The organism is Stenotrophomonas sp. PS02298 (genome assembly GCF_029959445.1).
Lineage (GTDB): Bacteria > Pseudomonadota > Gammaproteobacteria > Xanthomonadales > Xanthomonadaceae > Stenotrophomonas.
This window is the reverse complement of sequence record NZ_JASCOR010000006.1, coordinates 25,679-49,878: the sequence shown is the minus strand read 5'-3', so window position 1 is coordinate 49,878 and position 24,200 is coordinate 25,679. Positions and strand designations below refer to the sequence as shown.

At 63.6% G+C, this 24,200-nt stretch carries 21 protein-coding genes; 14 read left to right on the top strand and 7 right to left on the bottom strand.

The features are described 5' to 3' along the window. Positions 1-8 precede the first annotated feature (8 nt). The 3 genes from QMX78_RS02135 to asnS are packed head-to-tail and all read right to left on the bottom strand — an operon-like array spanning position 9 to position 2,049. Positions 9-320, bottom strand: a complete 312-nt coding sequence (locus QMX78_RS02135; protein ID WP_282266095.1) for a hypothetical protein — start codon at positions 318-320, stop codon at positions 9-11. Continuing rightward, positions 317-622, bottom strand: a complete 306-nt coding sequence (locus QMX78_RS02130; protein WP_282266093.1) for a hypothetical protein — start codon at positions 620-622, stop codon at positions 317-319. Before QMX78_RS02130 ends, QMX78_RS02135 begins: the two co-directional genes overlap by 4 nt. A gap of 32 nt (positions 623-654) precedes the next feature. Continuing rightward, positions 655-2,049: an asparagine--tRNA ligase gene (gene asnS / locus QMX78_RS02125; RefSeq protein WP_282266091.1), complete on the bottom strand. Its 1,395-nt coding sequence runs from the start codon at positions 2,047-2,049 to the stop codon at positions 655-657. Between the two features lie 149 nt (positions 2,050-2,198). Here asnS and QMX78_RS02120 point away from each other — a divergent pair, with 149 nt between their 5' ends. Further along, a complete protein-coding gene (locus QMX78_RS02120; protein ID WP_282266089.1) occupies positions 2,199-2,537 on the top strand; it encodes an iron-sulfur cluster assembly accessory protein in 339 nt (112 codons plus the stop codon). Between the two features lie 185 nt (positions 2,538-2,722). On the opposite strand, the gene QMX78_RS02115 is transcribed toward QMX78_RS02120, so the two are convergent. Then, positions 2,723-3,937, bottom strand: a complete 1,215-nt coding sequence (locus QMX78_RS02115; protein ID WP_282266086.1) for an MFS transporter — start codon at positions 3,935-3,937, stop codon at positions 2,723-2,725. Between the two features lie 249 nt (positions 3,938-4,186). Between QMX78_RS02115 and rpsF the strand changes: the two genes are divergently transcribed. From rpsF to QMX78_RS02050, 13 genes are all read left to right on the top strand, one after another. Next, entirely contained in the window at positions 4,187-4,618 is a 432-nt protein-coding gene (gene rpsF / locus QMX78_RS02110) for a 30S ribosomal protein S6 (RefSeq protein WP_282266085.1), read from the top strand. Between the two features lie 11 nt (positions 4,619-4,629). Beyond that, complete coding sequence (gene rpsR / locus QMX78_RS02105) at positions 4,630-4,860, top strand: 30S ribosomal protein S18 (protein WP_002804494.1); 231 nt, start codon at positions 4,630-4,632, stop codon at positions 4,858-4,860. Between the two features lie 144 nt (positions 4,861-5,004). Beyond that, on the top strand, positions 5,005-5,454 hold the full coding sequence (gene rplI / locus QMX78_RS02100; protein WP_282266083.1) for a 50S ribosomal protein L9: 450 nt from the start codon (positions 5,005-5,007) through the stop codon (positions 5,452-5,454). Between the two features lie 231 nt (positions 5,455-5,685). Continuing rightward, complete coding sequence (gene smc, locus QMX78_RS02095) at positions 5,686-9,189, top strand: chromosome segregation protein SMC (protein ID WP_282266081.1); 3,504 nt, start codon at positions 5,686-5,688, stop codon at positions 9,187-9,189. A 48-nt stretch (positions 9,190-9,237) separates the two neighbouring features. Continuing rightward, on the top strand, positions 9,238-9,978 hold the full coding sequence (zipA, locus tag QMX78_RS02090) for a cell division protein ZipA (protein ID WP_282266079.1): 741 nt from the start codon (positions 9,238-9,240) through the stop codon (positions 9,976-9,978). 184 nt (positions 9,979-10,162) lie between these two features. Further along, the gene (ligA, locus tag QMX78_RS02085; protein ID WP_282266077.1) at positions 10,163-12,640 is read left to right on the top strand and encodes an NAD-dependent DNA ligase LigA; all 2,478 of its coding nucleotides are present in this window, start codon (positions 10,163-10,165) and stop codon (positions 12,638-12,640) included. Then, the gene (locus QMX78_RS02080; RefSeq protein WP_282266076.1) at positions 12,637-13,113 is read left to right on the top strand and encodes a GNAT family N-acetyltransferase; all 477 of its coding nucleotides are present in this window, start codon (positions 12,637-12,639) and stop codon (positions 13,111-13,113) included. The genes ligA and QMX78_RS02080 overlap by 4 nt, the downstream gene beginning before the upstream one ends. Then, entirely contained in the window at positions 13,110-14,057 is a 948-nt protein-coding gene (gene epmA / locus QMX78_RS02075; protein WP_282266074.1) for an EF-P lysine aminoacylase EpmA, read from the top strand. The genes QMX78_RS02080 and epmA overlap by 4 nt, the downstream gene beginning before the upstream one ends. Before the next feature lie 122 nt (positions 14,058-14,179). Then, positions 14,180-14,863, top strand: coding sequence for a DUF3011 domain-containing protein (locus QMX78_RS02070; RefSeq protein ID WP_282266071.1), 684 nt, complete (start codon positions 14,180-14,182; stop codon positions 14,861-14,863). Between the two features lie 61 nt (positions 14,864-14,924). Then, positions 14,925-15,989, top strand: coding sequence for an S-methyl-5-thioribose-1-phosphate isomerase (mtnA, locus tag QMX78_RS02065; RefSeq protein WP_282266069.1), 1,065 nt, complete (start codon positions 14,925-14,927; stop codon positions 15,987-15,989). A gap of 370 nt (positions 15,990-16,359) precedes the next feature. After that, a complete protein-coding gene (gyrA, locus tag QMX78_RS02060) occupies positions 16,360-19,059 on the top strand; it encodes a DNA gyrase subunit A (RefSeq protein ID WP_282266067.1) in 2,700 nt (899 codons plus the stop codon). Positions 19,060-19,313: 254 nt separating this feature from the next. Next, on the top strand, positions 19,314-20,933 hold the full coding sequence (locus QMX78_RS02055) for an acyl-CoA synthetase (protein WP_282266064.1): 1,620 nt from the start codon (positions 19,314-19,316) through the stop codon (positions 20,931-20,933). Between the two features lie 114 nt (positions 20,934-21,047). Then, positions 21,048-21,425 (top strand): energy transducer TonB, encoded by a 378-nt coding sequence (locus tag QMX78_RS02050; protein ID WP_282266061.1) that lies wholly within the window; start codon positions 21,048-21,050, stop codon positions 21,423-21,425. Between the two features lie 177 nt (positions 21,426-21,602). On the opposite strand, the gene QMX78_RS02045 is transcribed toward QMX78_RS02050, so the two are convergent. From QMX78_RS02045 to QMX78_RS02035, 3 genes are all read right to left on the bottom strand, one after another. Continuing rightward, positions 21,603-21,995, bottom strand: coding sequence for a DUF3037 domain-containing protein (locus QMX78_RS02045; protein ID WP_282266058.1), 393 nt, complete (start codon positions 21,993-21,995; stop codon positions 21,603-21,605). Further along, entirely contained in the window at positions 21,973-22,749 is a 777-nt protein-coding gene (locus tag QMX78_RS02040) for a HipA family kinase (RefSeq protein ID WP_282266056.1), read from the bottom strand. Before QMX78_RS02040 ends, QMX78_RS02045 begins: the two co-directional genes overlap by 23 nt. A gap of 136 nt (positions 22,750-22,885) precedes the next feature. Continuing rightward, positions 22,886-24,079 (bottom strand): GGDEF domain-containing protein, encoded by a 1,194-nt coding sequence (locus tag QMX78_RS02035; protein ID WP_282266055.1) that lies wholly within the window; start codon positions 24,077-24,079, stop codon positions 22,886-22,888. Positions 24,080-24,200: the final 121 nt, after the last annotated feature.

Genomic DNA, 24,200 nt, shown 5'->3' with positions numbered 1-24,200 from the left:
AAGGCCGCTTAGACCCGGGTGCCGAGCAGCTGCACCATGCGCTCGCGCAGCGTGTCGTCGTCGCCCTGCGGCGGGCTCACTTCGTGCAGCGAGAAACCACGATGCAACGCGTCTTCTTCGTCCAGGCCGTCAAAGGCCACGAACTCGGCGTCGAACAGTTGTGCACGGGCGGTGTCTTCGCTGTCGTAGCTCAGCGTGTTGCCATCGCTGTCCAGGATTTCAGCAGTGCCGCCTGGACGGACCCGCAGGCGCGCCCAGATCAGGGTGCCGCCGAGCTGTGCCAGCCACCACTGGTCGGGAGTGTTCTCGAAATCAGTCATTTCATTACCTGCGAAAAAAGCCACAACAGCAGTGCCATGCCCAGTCCGCCGAGCATCACCAACAAGGCGATGCGGGCGGGTGTGGCCAACCCGGACAGCGAGCGGTCGGCGATGCCGGTAAAGCCGCGGCCCAGCAGCCAGCGCAGGCACTCTGGTTTGAGAAAGGCGCCGGCACCGAATTCGGTTGCCAGCGCCGGATGCCGGTCGCGGATATGGACCAGCGTCAACGGCCAGAAAATCAGGAAGGCGCTGAGGCCGGCAATGGCCACGCCAACGAAGCAAAGAGCGAAGAACAAGGTCAACGGCACCGCCTCCTGTTACTGGATCAGATGAATCAGTACTCCGCCGAACCCGGTGCGCGCGGGTAGGGGATCGCGTCGCGGATGTTGGACAGGCCGCAGACGTAGACCACCAGGCGCTCGAAGCCCAGGCCGAAACCGGCATGCGGCACCGAACCATAACGACGGAAATCGCGGTACCACTGGTAGTGCTCCGGATCCAGACCGAACTGCGCCATGCGTGCGTCGAGCACGTCCAGGCGCTCTTCGCGCTGGCTGCCGCCGATGATCTCGCCGATGCCCGGGGCCAGCACGTCCATCGCGGCGACGGTCTTGCCGTCGTCGTTCAGGCGCATGTAGAAGGCCTTGAAGTGCTCCGGGTAGTTGGTCACCACGACCGGGCGGCCGACGTGCTCTTCGGTCAACCAGCGTTCGTGCTCGGTCTGCAGGTCCAGGCCCCACTCAACCGGGTAGTCGAACTTCTTGCTGGACTTCTGCAGCAGGCTGATCGCGTCGGTGTACTCGATGCGCTCGAACGGTGCGTTGACGAAGGCTTCCAGGCGGGTGATGGCGTCCTTCTGCACGCGTTCGGCGATAAAGGCCATGTCGTCGGCGCGCTCGTCGAGCACGGCGCGGAACAGGTACTTCAGGAAATCCTCGGCCACGCGTGCGTTTTCGGCCAGGTCGGCGAAGGCGATTTCCGGCTCCACCATCCAGAACTCGGCCAGGTGGCGGGTGGTGTGGCTGTTCTCGGCGCGGAAGGTCGGGCCGAAGGTGTAAACCTTGCTCAGTGCCAGGCAGTAAGCCTCGACGTTGAGCTGGCCGGACACGGTCAGGAAGGTTTCCTTGCCGAAGAAGTCACGGCTGAAGTCGATCTGGCCATCGCTGGTGCGGGGCAGGTTGGCCATGTCCAGCGTGGAGACGCGGAACATCTGGCCGGCACCCTCGGCATCGGAGGTGGTGACGATGGGCGTGCTGATCCAGTAGAAGCCGTTCTCGTGGAAGTAACGGTGCACGGCCTTGGACAGGCAGTCACGGATGCGGGTGACCGCACCGAACAGGTTGGTGCGCGGGCGCAGGTGCGCTACTTCGCGCAGGAACTCCGGCGACATCGGCTTGGGCTGGATCGGGTAGGTCAGCGGGTCTTCGACCCAGCCGACGATTTCGAGGCTCTGCGCCTGGATCTCGAAGCTCTGGCCCTTGCCCTGCGACTTGACCAGGGTGCCGGTGGCGATCACCGAGCAGCTCGGGGTCAGCTTCTTGATGTCCTCGAAATTGGACAGGGCTTCGGTGGCCACGACCTGGATCGGGGCAAAGCCCGAGCCATCGCTGACGTTGACGAAGGCCAGTCCAGCCGAGCCGCGCACCGTGCGGACCCACCCGCGGACTGTGACTTCTCCGCCTTCCGGGAACTTCCCGGCAAGGGCGTGTGCAACGCTGACCACCGTCATGACTTGAATCCTCTGTTGATCGACTCGATCTGTGAATGCGAGATTTTAGCGGTTCAAGACCCGGGCAGGCGAGCATTTATCAGCGCTTGCAGTCCGGCGGACCGCCTCCATCTATAATTGGACCGTAATTCTGCTGGAGTCGCCCCATCATGGCTGTTCATCTGACCCCCATCGCCCATTCCCGCGTGCAGCGCTTTGTCAGCGGCACCCCGGGTGCGCTTGGCCTGCGTTTTGGCGTGACCCGCACCGGTTGTTCGGGCTGGGGCCATGTCACCGACCTGGCCAAGGATGAGCGCGAAGGCGACACCGTATTCGAGCAGGACGGCGTGCGCATCTACGTGGACGCGCAGAGCCTGCCGCTGGTGGATGGCACCGAAATCGACTTCGGCAAGCAGGGCCTGAGCGAGACCTTCACCTTCAAGAATCCCAACGCAGCGGCCGAATGCGGCTGTGGCGAGAGCTTCACTACCGACGACATGCACCGCTAAGAAAATCGGTGGCTGGGCTTTTGTGGGAGCGGCATAAGCCGCGAAGCAGGCCAGGTGTCGGGGCCGGGAAGGTCCGGCGCACGGCGAGCTTTCCCCTGTAGAGCCGAGCCATGCTCGGCTGAAGCATTCCCGGTGCTGCCGGGATTCTGCGTAAGGCCCCTGCCGAGCATGGCTCGGCATTACATTCAGTCGGCTGCCAATTGCGCGGGCGCGTCCTGGCGTCGCTGCAGCATCACCGCAATACCCCACAGCAGCAGACCAACCGCTGCCGTCGCCGCGCCTACATAGCCGGTGGAGGCGTGGCCATAACCTGCGCCAATCGCCATGCCGCCCAGCCACGGCCCGAGCGCGTTTGCCGTATTGAAGGCGGCATGGTTGGAGGCGGCGGCCAGGGTCTGGGCCTCGCCAGCGGCGTCCATCAATCGGGTCTGCAGGGCCACCGCCAACGCGCCCATTGTGCCCACGGCGATGATCGCCGGCACCATTGCCCAGGCCGAGTTCGCGGCCAGCGGGAACAGCATCAGCACCACGATGGACCATGCCAGCAGCACGCCTGCGGCGCGGAACTGCAGCCGGTCGACCAGCTTGCCGCCGGCAACATTGCCGATGATCGCGCCGACGCCGAACAGGCCGACCGCGACCGGCATCCAGCGTTCATTGATGCCAGTGACGTTGACCAAGGTTGGGGCTAGATAGGTGAATACGCAGAACATGCCGGCAAAGCCGATCGCGCCGATGGCCAGTGCCAGCCATACCTGGCTGGTATTGAAGGCGCGCAGTTCACGCATCGGCGAGGTGCGGACCTCGTTCGGATCGGCTGGCAGCTGGCGGGCAACCATCGTCACCGTGGCGAGGGCGAGCAGGCTGACCAGCACGAAGGCGCTGCGCCAGTTGAACTGCTGGCCCAGCCAGGTGGTCAGCGGGTTGCCGAGCAGGATGGCGATGGACAAACCAAGCAGCACCTTGGAGACAGCGGCGCCGCGCTGTTCCGGCGGGCTGATCGAGGCGGCAACCAGCATGGCTACGCCGAAATAGGCGCCGTGCGGCAGGCCGGCGACGAAGCGCGCCAGCAGCATCGTGTGGTAGCTCGGCGCCAGCGCGCTGGCCAGATTGCCAATGGCGTAGAAGCCCATCAGCCACAGCAGCAGGCTGCGGCGGCGCAGGCTGGCGCCGGCAAAGGCCAGCAGCGGCGCGCCGACCACCACGCCGATGGCGTAGGCGCTGATCAGGTGGCCGACCTGGGCTTCGCTGATTGCCAGGCCGCGGCTGATTTCCAGCATCAAGCCCATGCTGGCGAACTCGCTGGTGCCGATGGCGAAGCCGCCCAGTGAGAGTGCGATGAGGATGAAAGTGCGCTGGCGCGGCGTCAGCTGCGCTGCCAGGGAAAGCGTGGAATTCACGTCAGGCGGTCCGGGGAGGGCGTGGAATCGATTACATAGTGTACTGTTGCGACGCAGCATCCGTGGCGGCCGAGGTTTGTCGCGGCGACGGATGCTGTGTTGCACGGGCCGGGGGTAACTTGCCACCAGTTCATTTCCAATGGATAATGCCCGGCTTCCTGCGCTCCAGTGCAGGATCCCTTGCCCCACCGCGAAGCACAGCGGGGGGCTGTCCAGCCCGTCAGGGCTATATCCGAAAGGTATAAAAACATGAGTCGTCATTACGAAGTCGTGTTCCTGGTCCACCCGGATCAGAGCGAACAGGTCCCCGCCATGATCGAGCGCTACAAGGCGCTGGTCGAAGCCGGCAACGGCACCATCCACCGTCTGGAAGATTGGGGCCGCCGCCAGCTGGCTTACCCGATCCAGAACCTGGTGAAGGCTCACTATGTTCTGCTGAACATCGAAGCCGACCAGGCAGTTCTGAACGAACTGACCGAGAGCTTCCGCTTCAACGACGCCGTGCTGCGCAACCTGGTCATCAAGCGTGACGAGGCTGACACCGAGCAGTCGCTGATCATGAAGAGCAAGGACGAGAAGGGTGACAAGCCCGAGCGTGGCGAGCGCCGTCGTCGTGACGACGAAGAAGGTGCATCTTCCAACAATGACGAAGCCGGCGACGACGCCGCTTCTGCTGAATAAGGAGCACTTTCATGTCCAAGTTCTTCCGCCGCCGCAAGTTCTGCAAGTTCACCGCTGAAGGCGTGAAAGAGATCGATTACAAGGATCTCAACACCCTGCGTCAGTACCTGACCGAGAACGGCAAGATCGTTCCGAGCCGCGTGACCGGCACCAAGTCCAAGTACCAGCGCCAGCTGGCCACGGCCGTCAAGCGCGCCCGTTTCCTGGCCCTGATCCCGTACACGGACAACCACGACGTCTAATCCGATTTTTCGGAAGAGCCTGCACGCGCTGCGGGTTCTCGACAGGAAATCCGGCCTTGGCCGGATTTTCCGTACCCACCGTCCTATTCGGACAGCAAGCGTTGCGGTGCCATTGGCGCCGCTAACGAATAACGGAGCTACACCATGAAGCTGATTCTTATCCAGAAAGTGACCAACCTCGGCGGCCTGGGCGACCTGGTTGACGTGAAGCCGGGCTACGGCCGTAACTTCCTCGTGCCGCAGGGCAAGGCCGTTCCGGCCACCGCGACCAACATCGCCGAGTTCGAAGCCAAGCGCGCTGAGTACGAAGCCAAGGCTCTGGCCTCGCACAACGGTGCTGAAGCCCGCGCTGCCAAGTTCGAAGGCGCCAGCGTCACCATCGCTGCGCACGCTTCAACCGAAGGCAAGCTGTACGGTTCGGTTGGCCCGCGTGATATCGCTGAAGCCTTCACCGCTGCCGGCCTGGAGCTGAACAAGAGCGAAGTGATCATGGGCGAAGGCGCTTTCCGCAACGTTGGCGAGTTCGACGTTATCGTCAAGCTGCACGCCGACGTGGAAGCCACCGTCAAGGTCATCGTCGAATCCGACGCTTGATTCTGCCGGACTGGTTGTAAAGAACGGGCGCCGCAAGGCGCCCGTTTCTTTTGGTCGCTTGGTTGGTCTGACCACCGGCGGCCATGGGTATAGCTATACTCGGTTGCCAGTGCCGCGCTTTTCCAGTTGAATTCTCCGGAATATCAATGGCTTGAGTGCGGGAAGGGAACCTCCGGAACCTCATTCCGGGTGTCGGCAGTTGCTGCCGATGTCCGCCAACAGCCCGATTCCATGCGTCTATCCACGATCAAGCTCTCCGGTTTCAAGTCGTTCGTCGATCCCACGACGTTGCACCTGCCGACCAATATGACCGGCGTTGTCGGTCCGAACGGCTGTGGCAAGTCCAACATCATCGATGCGGTGCGCTGGGTGATGGGCGAGAGCTCGGCCAGCCGCCTGCGCGGCGATTCGCTGACCGATGTGATCTTCTCCGGCTCGGCTGGCCGCAAGCCGGTGTCGCAGGCGACGGTGGAGCTGATCTTCGATAACTCCGATCACACGATTTCCGGCGAATACGCCTCGTTCAACGAAATCTCGGTCAAGCGCACGGTCAGCCGTGATGGCAGCAGCAACTATTACTTGAACGGCACCAAGTGCCGCCGCCGCGATATCACCGATCTGTTCCTGGGCACCGGGCTTGGCCCGCGCAGCTACTCGATCATCGAGCAGGGCATGATCAGCCAGATCATCGAGGCGCGCCCGGAAGACCTGCGCGTGTACCTGGAAGAAGCCGCCGGCATCTCCAAGTACAAGGAGCGCCGCAAGGAAACCGAAACCCGCATCCGCCACACCCGCGAGAATCTGGATCGGCTCAACGACCTGCGCGAGGAAATCGGCAAGCAGCTCGAACACCTCAAGCGCCAGGCGCGGCAGGCCGAGCAGTACCAGGCGTTGCAGGAAGAGCGCCGGGTCAAGGATGCGGAATGGAAGGCGCTGGAATACCGCGGCCTCGATGGCCGTCTGGGCGGCCTGCGCGAAGCCCTGTCGCGCGAAGAAACCAAGCTGCAGCAGTTGATCGCCGAACAACGCGAAGCGGAAAGCCGTATTGAAACCGGCCGTGTGCGCCGCGAAGAGGCCGCAGAGAATTTGAACAAGGCACAGGCCGATGTGTACCAGGTGGGCAGCACCCTGGCCCGGCTTGAGCAGCAGATTCACCACCAGCGGGAACTGGCGCAGCGCCTGCACAAGGCGCACGACGAAACCCGTCAGGCGCTGTCCGAACTTGGCCAGCACATCAGCGGCGACGAGGCCAAGCTGCTGGTGTTGCGTGAGTCGGTGGAGAATGCCGAGCCGCAGCTGGAACAGCTGCAGGAAGACAACGAGATCCGCCAGGAAGTACTGCGCGAGGCCGAGGCCAAGCTGGCCGACTGGCAGCAGCGTTGGGAAGCGCATAACCGCAACACCTCCGAAGCAACCCGCTCCGGTGAGGTCGAGCGCACCCGCGTGGACTACCTGGACAAGCAGGTCCTCGAGGCCGACCGTCGCCGCGAAGCATTGCAGGCAGAACGCGCCGGCCTGGATCTGGATGCGCTGGCAGAAGCCTTCGAGCAGCTGCAATTGGAACATGAGACCCAGAAGACCGCGCTGGAGACGCTGAACGAGCAGGTCGAGCTGCGCAAGGAGTCGGTGACGGCATTGCAGGAACAGCAGCGCACCGGTCAGTCCGAATTGGCCGATGTGCGCAAGCAGGCGCAGTCGGCACGCGGCAGATTGTCGTCGCTGGAGACGCTGCAGCAGGCGGCGCTGGGTCAGGAAGAGGGTGCGGCGGCAGCATGGCTGAAGGCGCGTGGCCTGGATACGGCCGCACGCGTTGGCGAGCGCATCAGTGTTGAGGGCGGCTGGGAGAACGCGGTTGAAAGCGCGCTTGGGCAGCTGATCGAAGGCGTGTTGGTGGATGCGCCGGAAGCCTTGGTTGATGCGCTGGCTGAGCTGGGCGAAGGTCGCATCGCACTGGTTGCTGATGCAGGCGGCAAGGCTGACTTCGCGCCGACCTCGCTTGCGGCAAAAGTGCAGGGGCCGCTCGCCATCCGTCGTCTGCTGGCGCATCTGCATGGCGCTGACGACCTGGCGCAGGCGCAGCAGTTGCAACGCACGCTTGGCGACAGCGAATCGGTGATCACCCGCAGCGGTGAGCGACTGGGCCAGGGCTGGGTGCGCATGTCGCGTTCCGGCGCGGCCGAGCAGGGCGCGCTGTTGCGTGAGCGCGAGATCGTCACCTTGCGCGAGCAGATCGAATCCCTGCAGGAACGTGAGGCTGCATTGGAACAGCAGCTGGCTGGTCTGCGTGAGCAATTGCTGGCCGCCGAGCAGCAGCGCGAAGACGTGCAGCGCTCGTTGTATCAAGCGCATCGCGCCGGCTCTGAACTGGCGGGGCAGCTGCAGAGCCAGCAGGGCAAGCTGGAATCCACCCGCACGCGCATTGAACGTATCGAGGCTGAGCTGGCGCAGCTGCTGGAAACGCTGGATGTCAGTCGTGAGCAGGCGAGCGAAGCGCGCCTGCGACTGGATGAGGCGGTGTCCAGCATGGGCGACCTGGAGTCGGCCCGGCATGCGCTGGAAAGCGAGCGCAGGCAGATGAGTGATGCCCGTGATCAGGCCCGTGATGCTGCACGCAATGTGCGCGACAGCATGCATGCGCTGGCCTTGACGCTGGAGTCGCAGCGCACCCAGATCAGTTCGCTCAGCCATGCACTGGAACGCATGGGCACCCAGCGCGGTCAGCTGGATTCACGTCTTGGCGAATTGCACTCGCAGCTGGACGAGGGCGATACACCGGTCCATACGCTCGAGGCCGAGCACCAGAACGCATTGGCTGAGCGCGTACGAGTTGATCGCGTGCTGGCCGAAGCGCGCACATTGCTCGATGGTATCGATCACGAGCTGCGCGGCCTGGAACAGACCCGCCACCAGCGCGACGAGCAGTCACTTGCCCAGCGCGAGCGCATCTCGCAGCGCAAGCTCGATCAGCAGGCCTTGGTGCTTAGCGCCGAGCAGCTGTCGGCCGCGGTGGAGAAGGCCGGCTTCGTGCTGCAGGACGTGATCACTACCTTGCCCGAAGATGCGCGCCTGTCGGACTGGGAATCGACCGTGCACCAGATCGATGGCCGCATGCGTCGCCTGGAACCGGTCAACCTGGCGGCGATTCACGAGTACGGCGAGGCCTCACAGCGCTCGGAATACCTGGAGGCGCAGAACGTCGATCTGAATACCGCGCTGGAAACGTTGGAAGACGTCATCCGCAAGATCGACCGCGAAACCCGCGGTCGTTTCAAGGACACCTTCGACCGGGTCAATTCGGGTGTGCAGGCTTTGTACCCGCGCCTGTTCGGCGGTGGCCATGCCTACCTGGAGCTGACCGGCGAAGACCTGCTCGACACCGGCGTGACCATCATGGCGCGGCCGCCGGGCAAGCGCGTGTCCAATATCTCGCTGCTGTCCGGCGGTGAGAAGGCGATGACCGCGGTGGCGCTGGTGTTTGCGATCTTCCAGCTCAACCCGGCCCCGTTCTGCCTGCTGGACGAGGTGGATGCGCCGCTGGATGAGGCCAACGTCGGTCGTCTGGCCAATATGGTCAAGGAAATGAGCGAGAAGGTGCAGTTCCTGTTCGTCAGCCATAACAAGGCGACGATGGAGGCGGCGCACCAGTTGTCGGGTGTCACCATGCGTGAGCCGGGTGTCAGCCGACTGGTCAGTGTTGATCTGGAAGAGGCTGCCCGATTGGCGGGCGCGGCCTGACGTGCCATCCTTTAACCACCTGAACGATTAATCCGGAGACTGCAGCGCATGTCTGACACGGCACTGTTGCGTATCGGCATTCTGGTTGCCGGCGTTTTGCTGGTAGCGGCCATTTTCTTTTTCAGCCGGCCCAAGCGCCTGGCCCAAGGCAAGCGCAAGGAGCCTGCCAGCGGTGAGCAACCGCGGCGCGAGCCGGTGCTGGGCGGTGCCGATGGCGCTGCTGGTACCGAGGTGGGCGAGGGTGGTGCCGAAGGCGACGGCGTGAGCCAGCCCGAGCTCGGCCTGCCTGACGTGGACGAAGGCAACCTGAGTGAGCTCGGCAAGCGGCCAACCCAGGATTTCGACAAGATCGTCTCGCTGTACGTGGCCGCCCGCTCCGGGCAGGTGCTGCGTGGCGAGGACATCGTGGTGGCGGCGGAGAAGACCGGTCTGGTCTTTGGCTACATGAATGTATTCCACCGTCTTGTGGAAGGACACTCGGAGCGCGGCCCGATCTTCTCGATGGCCAGCATCATGAAGCCGGGCAGTTTCGACATGGCCAACATCCGCGAGATGGAAACCCCGGCCATTGCGTTCTTCCTGACCTTGCCGGCGCCGATGACCGCGCTCGACGCCTGGGAAAAGATGCTGCCGACCGTGCAGCGCATGGGTGAGCTGCTGGATGGCGTGGTGCTGGATGACAGCCGCAATGCGCTGGGTCGCCAGCGCATCGCGCATATCCGCGATGATCTGCGTGCATATGACCGCCAGCATCAGGCGCCGCCGCTGACGAAGTCGCCGCGTTGGTAAAGCCTTAAGAGCTACCCCTCCCCAACCCTCCCCTTCGCTACGCGAAAGGGAGGGGGCAGAGCTTGGCTCCCTCCCTTTGCCGCAGGCAAGGGGAGGGCCAGGGTGGGGTGCTGTTCGCAGCAAGCATCAATCACAAGCACCCCGCTTTTACCGCGCCAACACTCCGCGCGGGTAAAATCGCCGCATGAATCAAAATACCGCCGCCACCCAGCGCATCAGCGAACTCCGCCGTCAGCTGGCCGACGCCTCGCGCGCCTATCACGAGCACGACGAGCAGATCATTCCGGACGCCGACTACGACCGGTTGATGCGCGAGCTGGAAGCGCTCGAAGCTGCACATCCGGAATTGGACAGCGCCGACTCGCCCAGCCATCAGGTCGGTGGCAAGCCGTCATCGCGCTTCCCGGAAGTCGTGCATGCGGTGCCGATGCTGTCACTGGGCAACGCCTTCACCGATGCCGAAGTGCACGACTTCGTGCGCCGCATCGATGAGCGCCTGCATCGCCGTGAGTTGTTCTTCTCCGCAGAGCCCAAGCTTGATGGACTGGCCATCAACCTGCGTTACGAGAACGGCGTGTTCGTGCAGGGTGCGACCCGCGGCGATGGTGCTACCGGCGAAGACGTCAGCGCCAACCTGCGCCAGATCAAGGTCATCCCGCAGCGACTTGACGGCCAAGGCTGGCCTGAAGTGCTGGAAGTGCGTGGCGAGGTCTACATGCCGCGTGCCGATTTCGAACGCTACAACGAGCAGGCGCGCCTGCATGGCGGCAAAGTGCTGGCCAATCCGCGCAATGGCGCGGCCGGCTCGCTGCGCCAGCTTGATCCGAAGATCAGCGCGCAGCGGCCGCTGAGTTTCTACGCCTATGGTCTCGGTGAAGTGTCCGGTGGCGAGCTGCCCGGGACGCATTCGGCAACCCTGGCGCAGCTGGCACAATGGGGTTTCCCGGTCAGCGACCTGTGCAAGGTGGTGCAGGGTGCCGAAGGTCTGTTGGCGTACTACCGCGACATCGGTGAGCGCCGCGACAGCCTGGCCTATGACATCGATGGCGTGGTCTACAAGCTTGACGACCGCGAAGGCCAGCAGGAAATGGGCTTCGTCGCACGCGCACCGCGCTGGGCGATAGCGCATAAATTCCCGGCCCAGGAACAGACCACCACGGTCGAGGCCATCGAAATCCAGATTGGCCGTACCGGCGCAGCAACGCCGGTTGCGCGACTGAAGCCGGTGCATGTGGCAGGCGTCGTGGTAACCAACGCCACCCTGCACAACGCCGACCAGATCGCGCGCCTGGACGTGCGGGTTGGTGACGCGGTCATCGTGCGACGTGCCGGCGACGTGATCCCGGAAGTGGTCAGCGTCATTCTCGATCGCCGCCCCGAAGGCACGACGCCGTGGCAGATGCCACGCGCCTGCCCGGTGTGTGGGTCGGAAATCGTGCGCGAGGAAGGCGAGGCGGCATGGCGCTGCTCGGGCGAGCTGAGCTGCCCGGCACAGCGCAAGGAAGCCATTGCCCACTTCGCCTCGCGCAAGGCGATGGACATCGATGGCCTGGGTGACAAGTACATCGAGGTGTTGGTGGATGCCGGCATCGTGCGCGGCGTCGCCGACCTGTATGCACTCAACCGCGATCAGCTGCTGGTATTGAAGCTGGCGCTGGATGCCGATTCGCCGGAAGCACTCGCCTCGCAGCTTGGCCAGCACCTGCAGCCGGAAGGCAGTGGCGACACGCTCAATCGCATCCTCAAACTGGATGCGGGTGATGCCTCCTGGCGTGCACAGGCGTTGTCGGTGCCGGCCAGCTTTGAGTGGAACACCAGGAAGATCGCCACCAAGTGGGCTGATAACCTGATCGCCGCGATTGCAGCCAGTCGCAACACCACGCTGGAGCGTCTGCTGTTTGCGCTGGGCATCGAACACGTGGGTGAAAGCACCGCCAAGGCCTTGTCGGCGTGGTTTGGTGATCTAGAGTTGATCCGTCACCTGCCGTGGCCGATGTTCAAGCGCGTGCCGGATATCGGTGGTGAAGTTGCCCGCTCGATTGGTCATTTCATGGCGCAGCCGGGCAACCAGCAAGCCATTGACGCGTTGTTGGAGCGTGGCGTGCAGATCAGCGATACGCACGCGCCCAATGCAAAGCTGCGCGCGGATCTGAATCTGGCGACCTTGTTGGCGGACCTTGAGATTCCCAAGGTCACGCCGGTGCGCGCGCGCCAGCTGGCCGAGGCGTTCCGCTCCACGGCGGCGATCCTGGACGAAGAAGCGCACAACTTCATGACCGCTGGTCTGCCGGCGGAAACCGCCAATGCACTGGTTGCATGGTTGAACGTTGATGCCAATGCGCAGCTGTTCAGTGCGGCTGGCGCTGCATTGGACGGTTTGCTGGCGATCACGCCGGAGGCGCAGGAACAGGTCGCTGGCGTTCTTGACGGCAAGACCGCAGTGCTCACCGGCACCTTGACGCAGATGGGGCGCGACGAGGCCAAGGCCCGGCTTGAGGCCTTGGGCGCGAAGGTCGCTGGCAGCGTCTCGAAGAAAACCAGTTTCGTGGTGGCCGGCGCCGAAGCCGGCTCCAAGTTGGACAAGGCAAATGAGCTTGGTGTGGAAGTATGGGACGAGGCGCGTCTGCTTGCCTTCCTCGCCGAGCACGGAGAACAGGCATGAGTGAGATCAAGGCGCGCTTGGCGCAACTGGAAGACTTCCCGCAGTTGATCGCGATGGTTCGCGAGTTCTATGTGGAAGACCAGATTCCCTACATCGCCGAACGGGTCGAGCCCGGTCTGCGGACGCTGCTGGAGCAGCCAAGCTGTGGCGCGGCGTTGCTGTTGCTCGATGGTGACAGCGTGGTCGGCTACATCACCCTGGGTTGGTGCTTCAGCGTCGAGCAGGGCGGTCGTTTCGTACTGCTGGATGAGTTGTATCTCGGTCCGGCCGCGCGGGGTCGCGGTTGGGGGCGACAGGCCTTGGCGCTGGCGCGTGACTGGGCTGCTGGGCAGGGCGCGGCGGTGATCCGGCTGGAAGTGAATCACCACAATGCCAAGGCCAAGTCGTTGTATCTGTCGGCTGGCTACCGCGACGATGAGCGTGACATCCTGACCTTGTCATTGAACGGGCACTCCGGGCGTTTGCACTCGTGATCGAGGCCCTGCGTCAGCGCGCACGCTTGAATGCATTGATCCGCGGTTTTTTTGCCGCGCGCGATGTCTTGGAAGTTGAGACGCCGATCATGTCGGCTGCCGGCAACACCGAGCCGAACATCGAGGGCTTCCATACCCGCTTCAGCGGGCATGTGGATGCTGGGTCGCCGCAGCGCTGGTTGCGCACCTCGCCGGAGTATCCGCTCAAGCGATTGCTGGCTGCCGGTGTGGGCGATTGCTACGAACTGGGCCGGGTGTTCCGCAACGGCGAGGCCGGCGGGCGGCACAATCCCGAGTTCACCATGCTGGAGTGGTACCGGGTTGGTTGGGATCACCACCGGCTGATCGAAGAAACCATTGCGCTGGTGCAGGAAGCATTGGCGCTGGTGCAGCGTCCGCCTGCATCGGTGCGCATCGTCAGCTACCGCGAACTGTTCATGCAGGCGGTGGCGCTGGATCCGTTCCTGGCCGACGAAGTGCAGCTGCGTGCGGGTCTGGGCGAAGTCGGTATCCAGCCCGATGGCCTGACTCGCGATGACTGGCTGGATCTGCTGATGAGCCATCGCATCCAGTCGCAGTTCGCGGTCGATGCCATCACCGTGATCCATGACTGGCCAGCCAGCCAGGCCGCGCTGGCCAGGATCCGTCCAGGCACGCCGCCATTGGCTGAACGCTTTGAGCTTTACCTGGGGCCGGTCGAACTGGCCAACGGCTATCACGAGCTGAACGACGCAGTTGAGCAACGCCAGCGATTCGAGCGCGATCTGGCGATCCGTGCGACGCGCGGAGCTGAACAGCCGCCCTTGGATGAAGCCTTTCTTGCGGCATTGCCGTCGTTGCCTGCCTGCGCCGGTGTTGCGGTTGGCGTGGATCGCTTGCTGATGGCCTTGGCCGGTACGCCGCGCATTGGCGATGTATTGGCGTTTGATTTCGCCCGCGCCTGAAGCTGGTTTGCGCTGGATCATGGATCTGCAGCCTGGGGGCGGTGAAGATAATGCTTTGCTCACAATGACTCAGGCAGTGTGTGATCATCGGAACCCATCATGACCCAACAGGGGAGCGTCTGATGAAGCGGGTCTGCGGCTTGCTGCTATTGCTGGCGCCGACCGTACTGGCAGCCCGGGAATCTGCGCCAACAGCGGCGGACCGGCAGGTTGTGCGCTGCGAATCGGGTGATCAGCTGCGGACGTTCTGCCCGATGGATACCGGTGCTGGTGTGCAACTGGTGCGGCAGCTGTCCAGGCGTGACTGCATCCGTGAGACCAGTTGGGGCGTCGAAGGCAACGCGGTTTGGGTAAGCCGGGGTTGTAGCGCTGAATTCGCGCGGCCGCAGGCTTCCACCCGTACAACACGCCGGGTGGTACGTTGCGAATCGAAGGGACGGACGGAGGTTTGCCCCGTGGTGTTGCGGGGGGCGCCTGTGCGCTTGCTGCGGCAGCAGTCGGTGCTGCCATGCCGCGAAGGGCGCAGCTGGGGATATAGTGGCAAGGAGATCTGGGTCAGTCGCGGTTGTCAGGGCCTGTTCGAGGTTGGCGCCGAGGATGGCTCTGGCTTTGTCGATGTCCCACGCCGGGTTACCTGCGAATCGAAGAGCGAGCTGCGACGCGAATGCGGAGTCAGCGTCATGCGCCGGGTTACCTTGCTCGAGCAGCTGTCCAGAGCTGCCTGCCGGGAAGGTGACAGCTGGGGCTGGGACCACAACGGTATCTGGGTGGACAAGGGCTGCCGCGGCGAGTTCTCCGCCGATTGAACAAAGCTGGCGGGTTCAAGGTTGTTGGTCCGCGCCGGCTGGTGCCGATTACAATATCCGGATGAACGATACCTCCGCCATCGATTACGCCCGTTACGACCATATCCGCCCGATCCGTTGGACCGGCGAAGCCCTGGAGCTGCTGGATCAGCGCAAACTGCCGTTCATCGTCGAGCACGTACTGTGCCATGACAGTGACGCGGTAGCCGAGGCCATTCATGCCTTGACCGTGCGCGGAGCGCCCGCCATTGGTATTGCTGCAGCCTGGGGTGTAGTACTGGCGGCGCGCGAAGTTCAGGCCGATGACGGTGCTGCTGCATTGCAGGCCTTGGCGCCAGCGTTGGATCGACTCAATGCCTCGCGCCCTACCGCCGTCAACCTGGCCTGGGCGCTTGCACGCATGCGCCGCGCTATCGCCGCTGCCGGTTCGGACTGGAAACTGGTCGCCGCGCTGGAAGCGCAGGCAATCGCGGATGAGGATCTCGCCGCCAATCGCCACATGGGCGCCTTGGGCGCAGCGCTGATTGCATCGGGCAGCGGCGTACTGACCCATTGCAACACCGGCTCGCTGGCCACTGCAGGCTTTGGCACCGCCTTGGGGGTTATCCGCGCTGGCGTGGCGCAGGAGCGTATCGCGAAGGTATTTGCCGGGGAGACCCGGCCGTGGTTGCAGGGCGCACGCCTGACCGTGTGGGAGCTGCAGCAGGATGGCATCGACGCGACCCTGATCGCCGACTCGGCGGCTTCGCACCTGATGAAGACCGGCGCGGTGCAGTGGGTGATCGTTGGCGCCGACCGGATCTGCGCCAACGGCGACACCGCCAACAAGATCGGTACCTATCAGCTGGCCATCGCGGCCCGCCATCATGGGGTCAAGTTCATGGTGGTCGCACCGTCCTCCACCGTGGACATGGGCACCGCCCATGGCGACGAGATCGAGATCGAGCAGCGTGACCCGGGCGAACTGTTCGGCGTGGGCGGTGTACGCACCGTAGCCGAAGGCATCGCCGCCTGGAACCCGGTATTCGACGTGACCCCGGGTGAGTTGATCGACGCCATCGTCACCGAGCGCGGCGTGATCCTGAAGCCGGACCTGGCGACGATGTCTGCCGCGTTCTCCAATTAACCGGTAGTGCCGGGCCATGCTCGGCAAGGGCACGCGAATGTAGTGCCGAGCCATGCTCGGCAGGGATGCGTGAAGGTAGTGCCGAGCCATGCTCGGCAAGCGGCTTGTCCGGTAAGGCGGCAGCCGTGCATGGATCGGCTCCACAGGGGAGGGCTCCTGCAAGGGGCGGCGCCAAGGCCCCTGCCGAGCATGGCTCGGCATTACCCTATGGCAGTCCCTAAGTTCCTGATTTCTTCCGGTAAAAGCACCCTAAATGGCGGCGAAAAACCTGCCCTTGTGGTAGACTCCGCAGGTTGATCCGAGTTTCCGGCAGGGTGGCCCTTCAGGGTGCCGCCAACGGACGGGATCGCTACCAGACAACGGAACCCGAATGGCAGAAAACGCCAAGGAAATCATCCAGGTCAACCTGGAAGACGAGATGCGCAAGAGCTACCTCGATTACGCGATGAGCGTGATCGTCGGCCGCGCACTCCCCGATGCCCGCGATGGCCTCAAGCCAGTACATCGCCGCGTCCTTTTCGCGATGAACGAGCTGGGCGCGCACAGCAACAAGGCGTACTTCAAGTCGGCGCGTATCGTCGGTGACGTGATCGGTAAGTACCACCCGCACGGCGACCAGTCGGTCTACGACGCGCTGGTGCGCTTGGCGCAGCCGTTCTCGCTGCGCTACATGCTGGTGGACGGCCAGGGTAACTTCGGTTCGGTCGACGGCGACTCGGCAGCAGCAATGCGTTATACCGAGGCCCGCATGTCGCGCCTGACGCATGAGCTGATGGCCGATATCGACAAGGAAACCGTCGATTTCCAGCCCAACTACGATGAAAAGGAACTGGAGCCGACGGTCATGCCGACCCGGTTCCCGAACCTGCTGGTCAATGGTTCTGCCGGTATCGCGGTGGGCATGGCGACCAACATCCCGCCGCATAACCTCACCGAAGCCATCACTGCCTGCATCGCGCTGATCGACAATCCGTCGATCGACGTTGATGGTCTGATGGAATACATCCCGGGCCCGGATTTCCCCACCGCCGGCATCATCAATGGCACCGCCGGCATCATCGCTGGCTACCGCACTGGCCGTGGCCGTGTGCGTATCCGTGCCAAGGCCGATATCGAAGTGGCCGACAATGGTCGCGAGTCGATCATCGTCACCGAGATTCCGTACCAGGTGAACAAGGCGCGGTTGATCGAAAAGATCGCTGAGCTGGTCAAGGAAAAGAAGCTCGAAGGCATCAGTGAGCTGCGCGATGAGTCCGACAAGGACGGCATGCGCATCTACATCGAAATCAAGCGCGGCGAGTCGGCCGAGGTTGTGCTCAACAACCTGTACCAGCAGACCCAGATGGAGTCGGTGTTTGGCATCAACATGGTTGCGCTGGTTGATGGCCGGCCGAAGCTGTTGAACCTCAAGGAAATGCTGGAGGCGTTCATCCGCCACCGCCGTGAGGTTGTCACCCGCCGCACCATCTTTGAACTGCGCAAGGCGCGTGCGCGTGCGCACGTGCTGGAAGGCCTGACTGTTGCCTTGGCCAACATCGATGAAATGATCGAGTTGATCAAGACCTCGGCCAATCCGGCTGAAGCCAAGGAGCGCATGCTTTCCAAGGTGTGGCAACCAGGTCTGGTTGGCGCTCTGCTGGGCGCTGCCGGCGCCGAGGCATCGCGTCCGGAAGACCTGCCCAAGGGCATTGGCCTGGTCAACGGCAACTACCAGCTCAGCGAAGTCCAGGCGACGCAGATCCTGGAAATGCGCCTGCACCGCCTGACCGGGTTGGAGCAGGACAGGCTGACCGAAGAGTACAAGCAGCTGCTGGAATTCATCGCCGGCCTGATCCGCATCCTGGAAAACCCGGATGTGCTGCTGCAGGTCATCCGCGAAGAGCTGGAGAGCGTGCGTGCTGAGTTCGGCGACGAGCGTCGCAGCGAGATCCGCCACAGCGAAGAAGACCTGGATATCCTGGATCTGATTGCGCCGGAAGACGTGGTGGTGACGCTGTCGCGTGCCGGTTACGTCAAGCGCCAGCCAGTCAGCGCCTACCGAGCGCAGCGTCGCGGTGGCCGCGGCCGCAGTGCCGCAGCGACCAAGGACGAGGATTTCATCGAGCAGCTGTGGCTGGTCAACACGCATGACACGCTGCTGACCTTCACCAGTTCGGGCAAGGTGTTCTGGTTGCCGGTGCACCAGTTGCCGGAGGCCGGTTCCAATGCACGTGGTCGTCCGATCATCAACTGGATCGCGTTGGAGAACGGTGAGCGCGTGCAGGCCGTGTTGCCGGTGCGCGAGTACGACGAGAACCACTTCGTGTTCTTCGCTACCCGCAACGGTACGGTCAAGAAGACTCCGCTGAGCGAGTTCGCGTTCCGTCTGGCGCGCGGCAAGATCGCCATCAACCTGGACGACGGCGACGCGCTGGTTGGCGTTGGCCTGACCGATGGCGAGCGTGACATCGTGTTGTTCGCCTCCAACGGCAAGACCGTGCGCTTCGGTGAAGACAAGGTCCGCTCGATGGGCCGCACCGCCACCGGCGTGCGCGGTATCAAGATGCCCAAGGGTGAGGAAGTGGTCAGCCTGATCGTCGCCGAGAGTGCCGGCGGCGTTGAGGATGAGAATGAGGACGACAACGGCGTCGAGGAAGTTGCAGTGGACGGCGGCGAGATCGTCGACGCTGCAGACGATGCCGGCGTGCAGTACATCCTGACCGCGACCGAAAACGGCTACGGCAAGCGCACCCCGCTGGCGGACTACCCGCGCAAGGGTCGTGGCACCCAGGGTGTGATCGGCATCCAGACCAGCGAGCGCAACGGCAAGTTGGTCAGCGCGGTGCTGTTGGGTACCGGTGACGAGGTGTTGTTGATTTCCGACGGTGGCACCCTGGTGCGTACCCGTGGCTCAGAGATCTCGCGCGTGGGCCGTAACACCCAGGGCGTGACCCTGATCCGTCTGTCCAAGGGCGAGAAGCTGCAGGCGGTTGAACGCCTGGATGCGTCGCTCGATGCCGAGGACGAGGTACTGGAAGAGGACGCTGCAGGCACTGCGGAAGCAGTGGCACCGGCAGCGCCGGAGGCCTGATTCGGGCATTGAGTTTGGAAAAAGCGCCGGCATGCCGGCGTTTTTTTTGTGCTTTTGTCTGGCTCTATCAGCCAGGAGTTTCCCCTCACCCCAACCCCTCTCCCGTTCACGGGAGAGGGGTTGGGGTGAGGAGAAGCTTCTGGCCAGCAGCCTCAAACCCCAAGCCAAATCCGTGCGACTAATGTCGCAGCGACATTCCGTGCCAGCTGTCCGACTCTCTACCGGCAACATCCTTGGAGAGGAAGAGGCCCCAGATGTACCAGGACCTTGGCCGCAACCAGGCCAACTACACCGCGCTGTCGCCGTTGAGCTTCCTGCGCAAGGCGGCAACCGTGCATCCGCAGCGCGTGGCGGTCATCCACGGGGAGCGCCGCCTCGACTGGGCGCAGGTCTACCAGCGTTGTCGTCGGCTGGCTTCGGCCCTGCAGCGCCTGGGTATCGGCAAAGGCGATACGGTTGCCGCGCTGCTGCCCAACACTCCAGCAATGATTGAGCTGCATTACGGGCCGGCGATGCTTGGCGCAGTATTGAACACGCTCAACACCCGGCTTGATGCGCCGACCCTGGCTTTCATGCTCGACCATGGCGAGGCCAAAATCGTATTCAGCGACCGTGAGTTCGCACCGCTGATGGAACGGGCGTTGGCACTGTGCAAGCAGCCGCCACAGGTCATCGACGTCGATGATGCGGAGATCGAAGGCCGCGCGTTCCTTGCTGAGATCGAGTACGAGGCGCTGCTGGCCGCCGGCGACCCTGACTTCGCGTTCGAGCTACCAGCCGATGAGTGGGATGCCATCACTCTCAACTACACCTCCGGTACCACTGGTGATCCCAAGGGCGTGGTTTATCACCATCGCGGCGCGTACTTGAATGCGATTGCGAACATCATCGACTGGGGCATGCCGCAACACCCGGTGTACCTGTGGACGCTGCCGATGTTCCACTGCAACGGCTGGTGTTTCCCGTGGACCATGGCTGCGGTGGCCGGCACCCAGGTCTGCCTGCGCCGGTTTGATCGCAAGCGTGTGCTGGAGTTGATGCGCGAGCATGACGTCAGCCACTACTGCGGCGCGCCGGTGATCCATGCCGCACTCGCCGCTGCGCCGGAGGAAAGCAAGCAGGGCTTGGTCGGTATCAAGGGCCAGGTCGCGGGTGCGGCGCCGCCGGCAGCAGTGCTGGAGGAAATGGAGCGCATGGGCGTTGAGATCACCCACGTCTACGGCCTGACCGAGGTCTATGGCCCGGCGTCGATCTGCCAGCCGCAGGCCGAGTGGGCGCAGCTGCCAATTGCAGAACGTGCCGAGCTCAACAGCCGCCAGGGCGTGGCCTGCCTGCTGCAGGAAGACATGCAGGTACTGGACCCGGAGACCCTGCAGCCGGTGCCATGGGATGGCATCAGCGTTGGCGAGATCATGTTCCGCGGCAATATCACCATGCAGGGCTACCTGAAGAATCCGCGAGCAACGGCTGAGGCGTTTGCCGGCGGTTGGTTCCATACCGGTGATCTGGCGGTGGTGTACGCCAACGGCGCGGTGAAGATCCGCGATCGCTCCAAGGATGTGATCATCTCCGGTGGCGAGAACATCTCCTCGCTGGAGGTGGAATATGTGCTGTGCCGGCATCCTGCGGTATTGGCGGCTGCGGTGGTCGCGCGCCCGGATCCGAAGTGGGGCGAAACGCCTTGCGCCTTTGTCGAGTTGAGGGAAACCTCGCATCTGGAATCGGTCGAGGCGTTGGCGCATTGCCGCCAGCATCTGGCCAGCTTCAAGCTGCCGCGGCGCTTTGTCTTCGGTCCGCTGCCGCGCACGGCGACGGGCAAGGTGCAGAAGTTCAGCCTGCGCGACGTGGCCAGGGAGCTGGTCGGTATCGAGTGATGTTGCTCTCAGGCTAGGGCGGCTCATGTGCCGGGATAGATTGCGCGGCGAGAACTTGCAAGCCGTCCAAAACGCTCCTAGAGTCCAGCGATACTCGCCAATTCAAGGAAGGTCATGCGCTCAAAGATCATGGGTTTCATGTTGCTTGCCGTTGCGGCCACTTCCAGTCCACTGGTCATTGCGGGGGATGCTGAGCCTTTGCAGCTCCCTCCCACCGAAGCCCTGAAGCTCTGGACTCCCAGTGAAGGGGAGTTCAATCCCCGGATGCCGGCAAACCCGGGCAACCTGGCGTTTGCGGAAGAAGTCACCGTGGCCTATACGGTGACCAAACGAGGTCGAACCAAGGATGTGGAAGTGATTGAAGCGAAGCCGGCTGGAGCCAGTTCCCAATGGGCGGTCAATGCGGTCAAGGCAATGCGCTTTGAACCTACCGAGAGCAACTCGGCGCGCCAGCTGGTTCGTAGTCAGTTGTCAACGCGTTGGGGTGGTTAGGCACGCCAGGACTCACATCCAGACGATCAACTAAGCCGGGCGTTGCCCGGCTTTTTGTGTGGTGTGTGTGCCGATGGTGCCGAGCCATGCTCAGCGTGAGCAGCATTGCCGGCAACGTCCAAGCCGAGCATGGCTCGGCTCTACAGGTGCAATTGGCACCGCGTCCCGGACGGTGATTCAGCGTGGCGTGCGCACCATGCGTTCGAGCAGGTGCTCGACGATGTTGGCAGGGTTGGCGGTGCGGCCTACGTGGGTGACCGAGGTCTGCACCACCGAGCTGCGCTTGGCGGTCAGGAAGTGGAAGCGGGCGCGCGGTGGCAGTTGTGCAATCGGCCCGGCGCCTGGCTCACCACGGCAGATCGCGACGATGGCATCCAGCCACGGCTGCACACCAGCCAGATCCAGTTGCGGTGCAAACGCCTGCAACCGTGCGACATCGATCTCGATGGCGGCCTGCAGGTGTCCTGCGCTGGGGCAGGAGACGATCACGCCTACGTTGATGAACTCTTCGCGCTCCACCCGCGGTACGACGCGGATGATGGCGTAATCATAGGTGTGCAGCGTGGGCACGGATGGCCTCCTGTACGAAGGCTTCGCGCAATTGCAGGCGGCGCTTCAAATAGCTGGCGTAAGCAGAACGGTAGGCGGTCGCATCGGCAAAAGCGGGTTCGTTCTGCAGCCAGCTGTCCGGGATCTGCGCGACGATGCCATCGATGACCGCGTCGGTCAGCAAGGGAGCCAGCGCTGCGTCGGCGTCGGCGATGTGGCTGGCGAACGGCAGCAGTACGTGGTCCTTGATCAATACAAAAGGCTTGCCGCACGCCTCGCCGGCATTCTCCCAGTCATGGTGGAAGTACAGCGCCGCGCCGTGATCGATCAGGTAGAGCTTGCGGTGCCAGACCATCAGGTTGGGGTTGCGCGCGGTGCGGTCCACGTTGCTGGTGTACGCATCAAACCAGACGATGCGCGACGCCAGTTCGGCATCGGGTTGCATCGCCGCAGGGTCGTAATTGATCGCGCCGGGCAGGTAGTCGCTGCCGAGGTTGGTACCTTCGCTGGCGCGGATCAGGTCCTGGATCTCCGGGTCCGGCTCGGTACGGGCGAACTCGCGGTCCAGTTCGACCAGGACGATATCCGGCATCGGCAGGCCCAGCGCCTGTGCAAGCCGGCCAACCACCAACTCGGCGATCAGTGCCTTGGGGCCTTGGCCGGCACCGCGGAACTTGATGACGTACATGCCATCGTCGTCGGCTTCGATCACCGCTGGCAGTGAACCGCCTTCGCGCAGCGGGGTGATGTAGCGGGTGGCGTGAACAGTTTTCACGGGAATACGCGGTCAGAAAGAAGGGCAAGCCTAGCGCAAAGACGGTGTGATCGGTGGTTCGCCGGTTGCGCCCGCGCTGGACGCATGCCGTGGATGACACGGCGTAGCTGCGCGATCTGTGGCGTGGGGCCGTGATTCAAAGTGTGCAGTGGTGGATCGGGAGGATACTGTCAGTGCCGTCCTGCGATGGACTGGCAATCACCCGGTTGCGTCCTTCGCGCTTGGCCTGATACACGGCCAGGTCGGCGCGCTCCAAGGCACTTTCCAGATCGTCAGCTGTCGCCACCATGGTGACGCCGAAGCTGGCGCTGATGGTCTGCTTCGCCGGTGAGCAGTGCATCTCGCTGATGCCAGCACGTATGCGTTCGGCGACGCGGGCAGCGGTGGCCGGATCAGCGCAGCGCAACAACAGCACGAATTCCTCGCCGCCGAAGCGCGCGACCAGATCGCCCGGGCGGGTCATCTGCTGTAGCAGCACACCGACCTGCCGCAACACGTTGTCGCCGGCGGCATGGCCCCAGGTGTCATTGACCTGCTTGAAATGATCGACATCGCAGGCAAGCAATGCCCGATGGTTGGCGGGGCCGTGTTGCAGGCGCTGGTTGGCGATTTCGAAGAAGGCGCGGCGGTTGAGCAGCAAGGTGAGCGGATCGTGGTTGCGCTCATGGCGCAGCTCTCCCATCAGTTGCTGGGCGAGCCCGCCCAGCAGCAGGAACAGCAGCCACAGGTTGAGCAGCAGGTTGAAGGCCAGCATCCACAGCCACAGGCCGGAACGCGGCAAGCCGCTGCTGGTGAACCAGCCGGCCAGCAACCAAGCCAACAGCGGGCGCAGGATCGCGTATGCCACCAGTAACAGATAGGTCCTGCGCAGCAGGCGCTCGAAGAGCGTGTCCGGTTGCTTGCGGCCAAACAGCGCCGGCAGTGCCAGGGCGAGCAGCAGCCCCATGCCTAGGTTGAGGAAAACGATGCGTGCGCCCAGCACGTCGCTGAGCCTGGAGAAGCAGAACAATGCGAACAGGGTGATCAGGCTGATGATCAGCGCCGCCGGCACCGGCACTCTGCCGCCGGCTCTGAGCGCGAAACCCTGCGCCGTGGCCCAACTACCCGCACAGTACAAGGCGCCGGTCAGCACCGACCAGGTCGCCAGCCGGGCATTGTCCATCAGGATCTGCGCGGCCAGCGGAAAGGCGGTGCAGATATAGCCGGCCGCCAGCCACAGCAGGTAGCGATGGTCGCGCAATGAACGCCAACCGGCCAGCAGCGCCAATCTCAGCAGCAGGGAGGTGGCGGGGACTACAAGCGGGAAGTACTGTTCAGCGGTGGCGCTCAAGGGTCAAGCCACGTTCTACGATTTGGACAGGCGAGGGTGCGAAGTATATGGGCAGGCAGGCGATATGCGAGGATTGGCGCAGCACGCGCACGGTTTCCGCTTGGTGGTGCAGCGGAGTCGG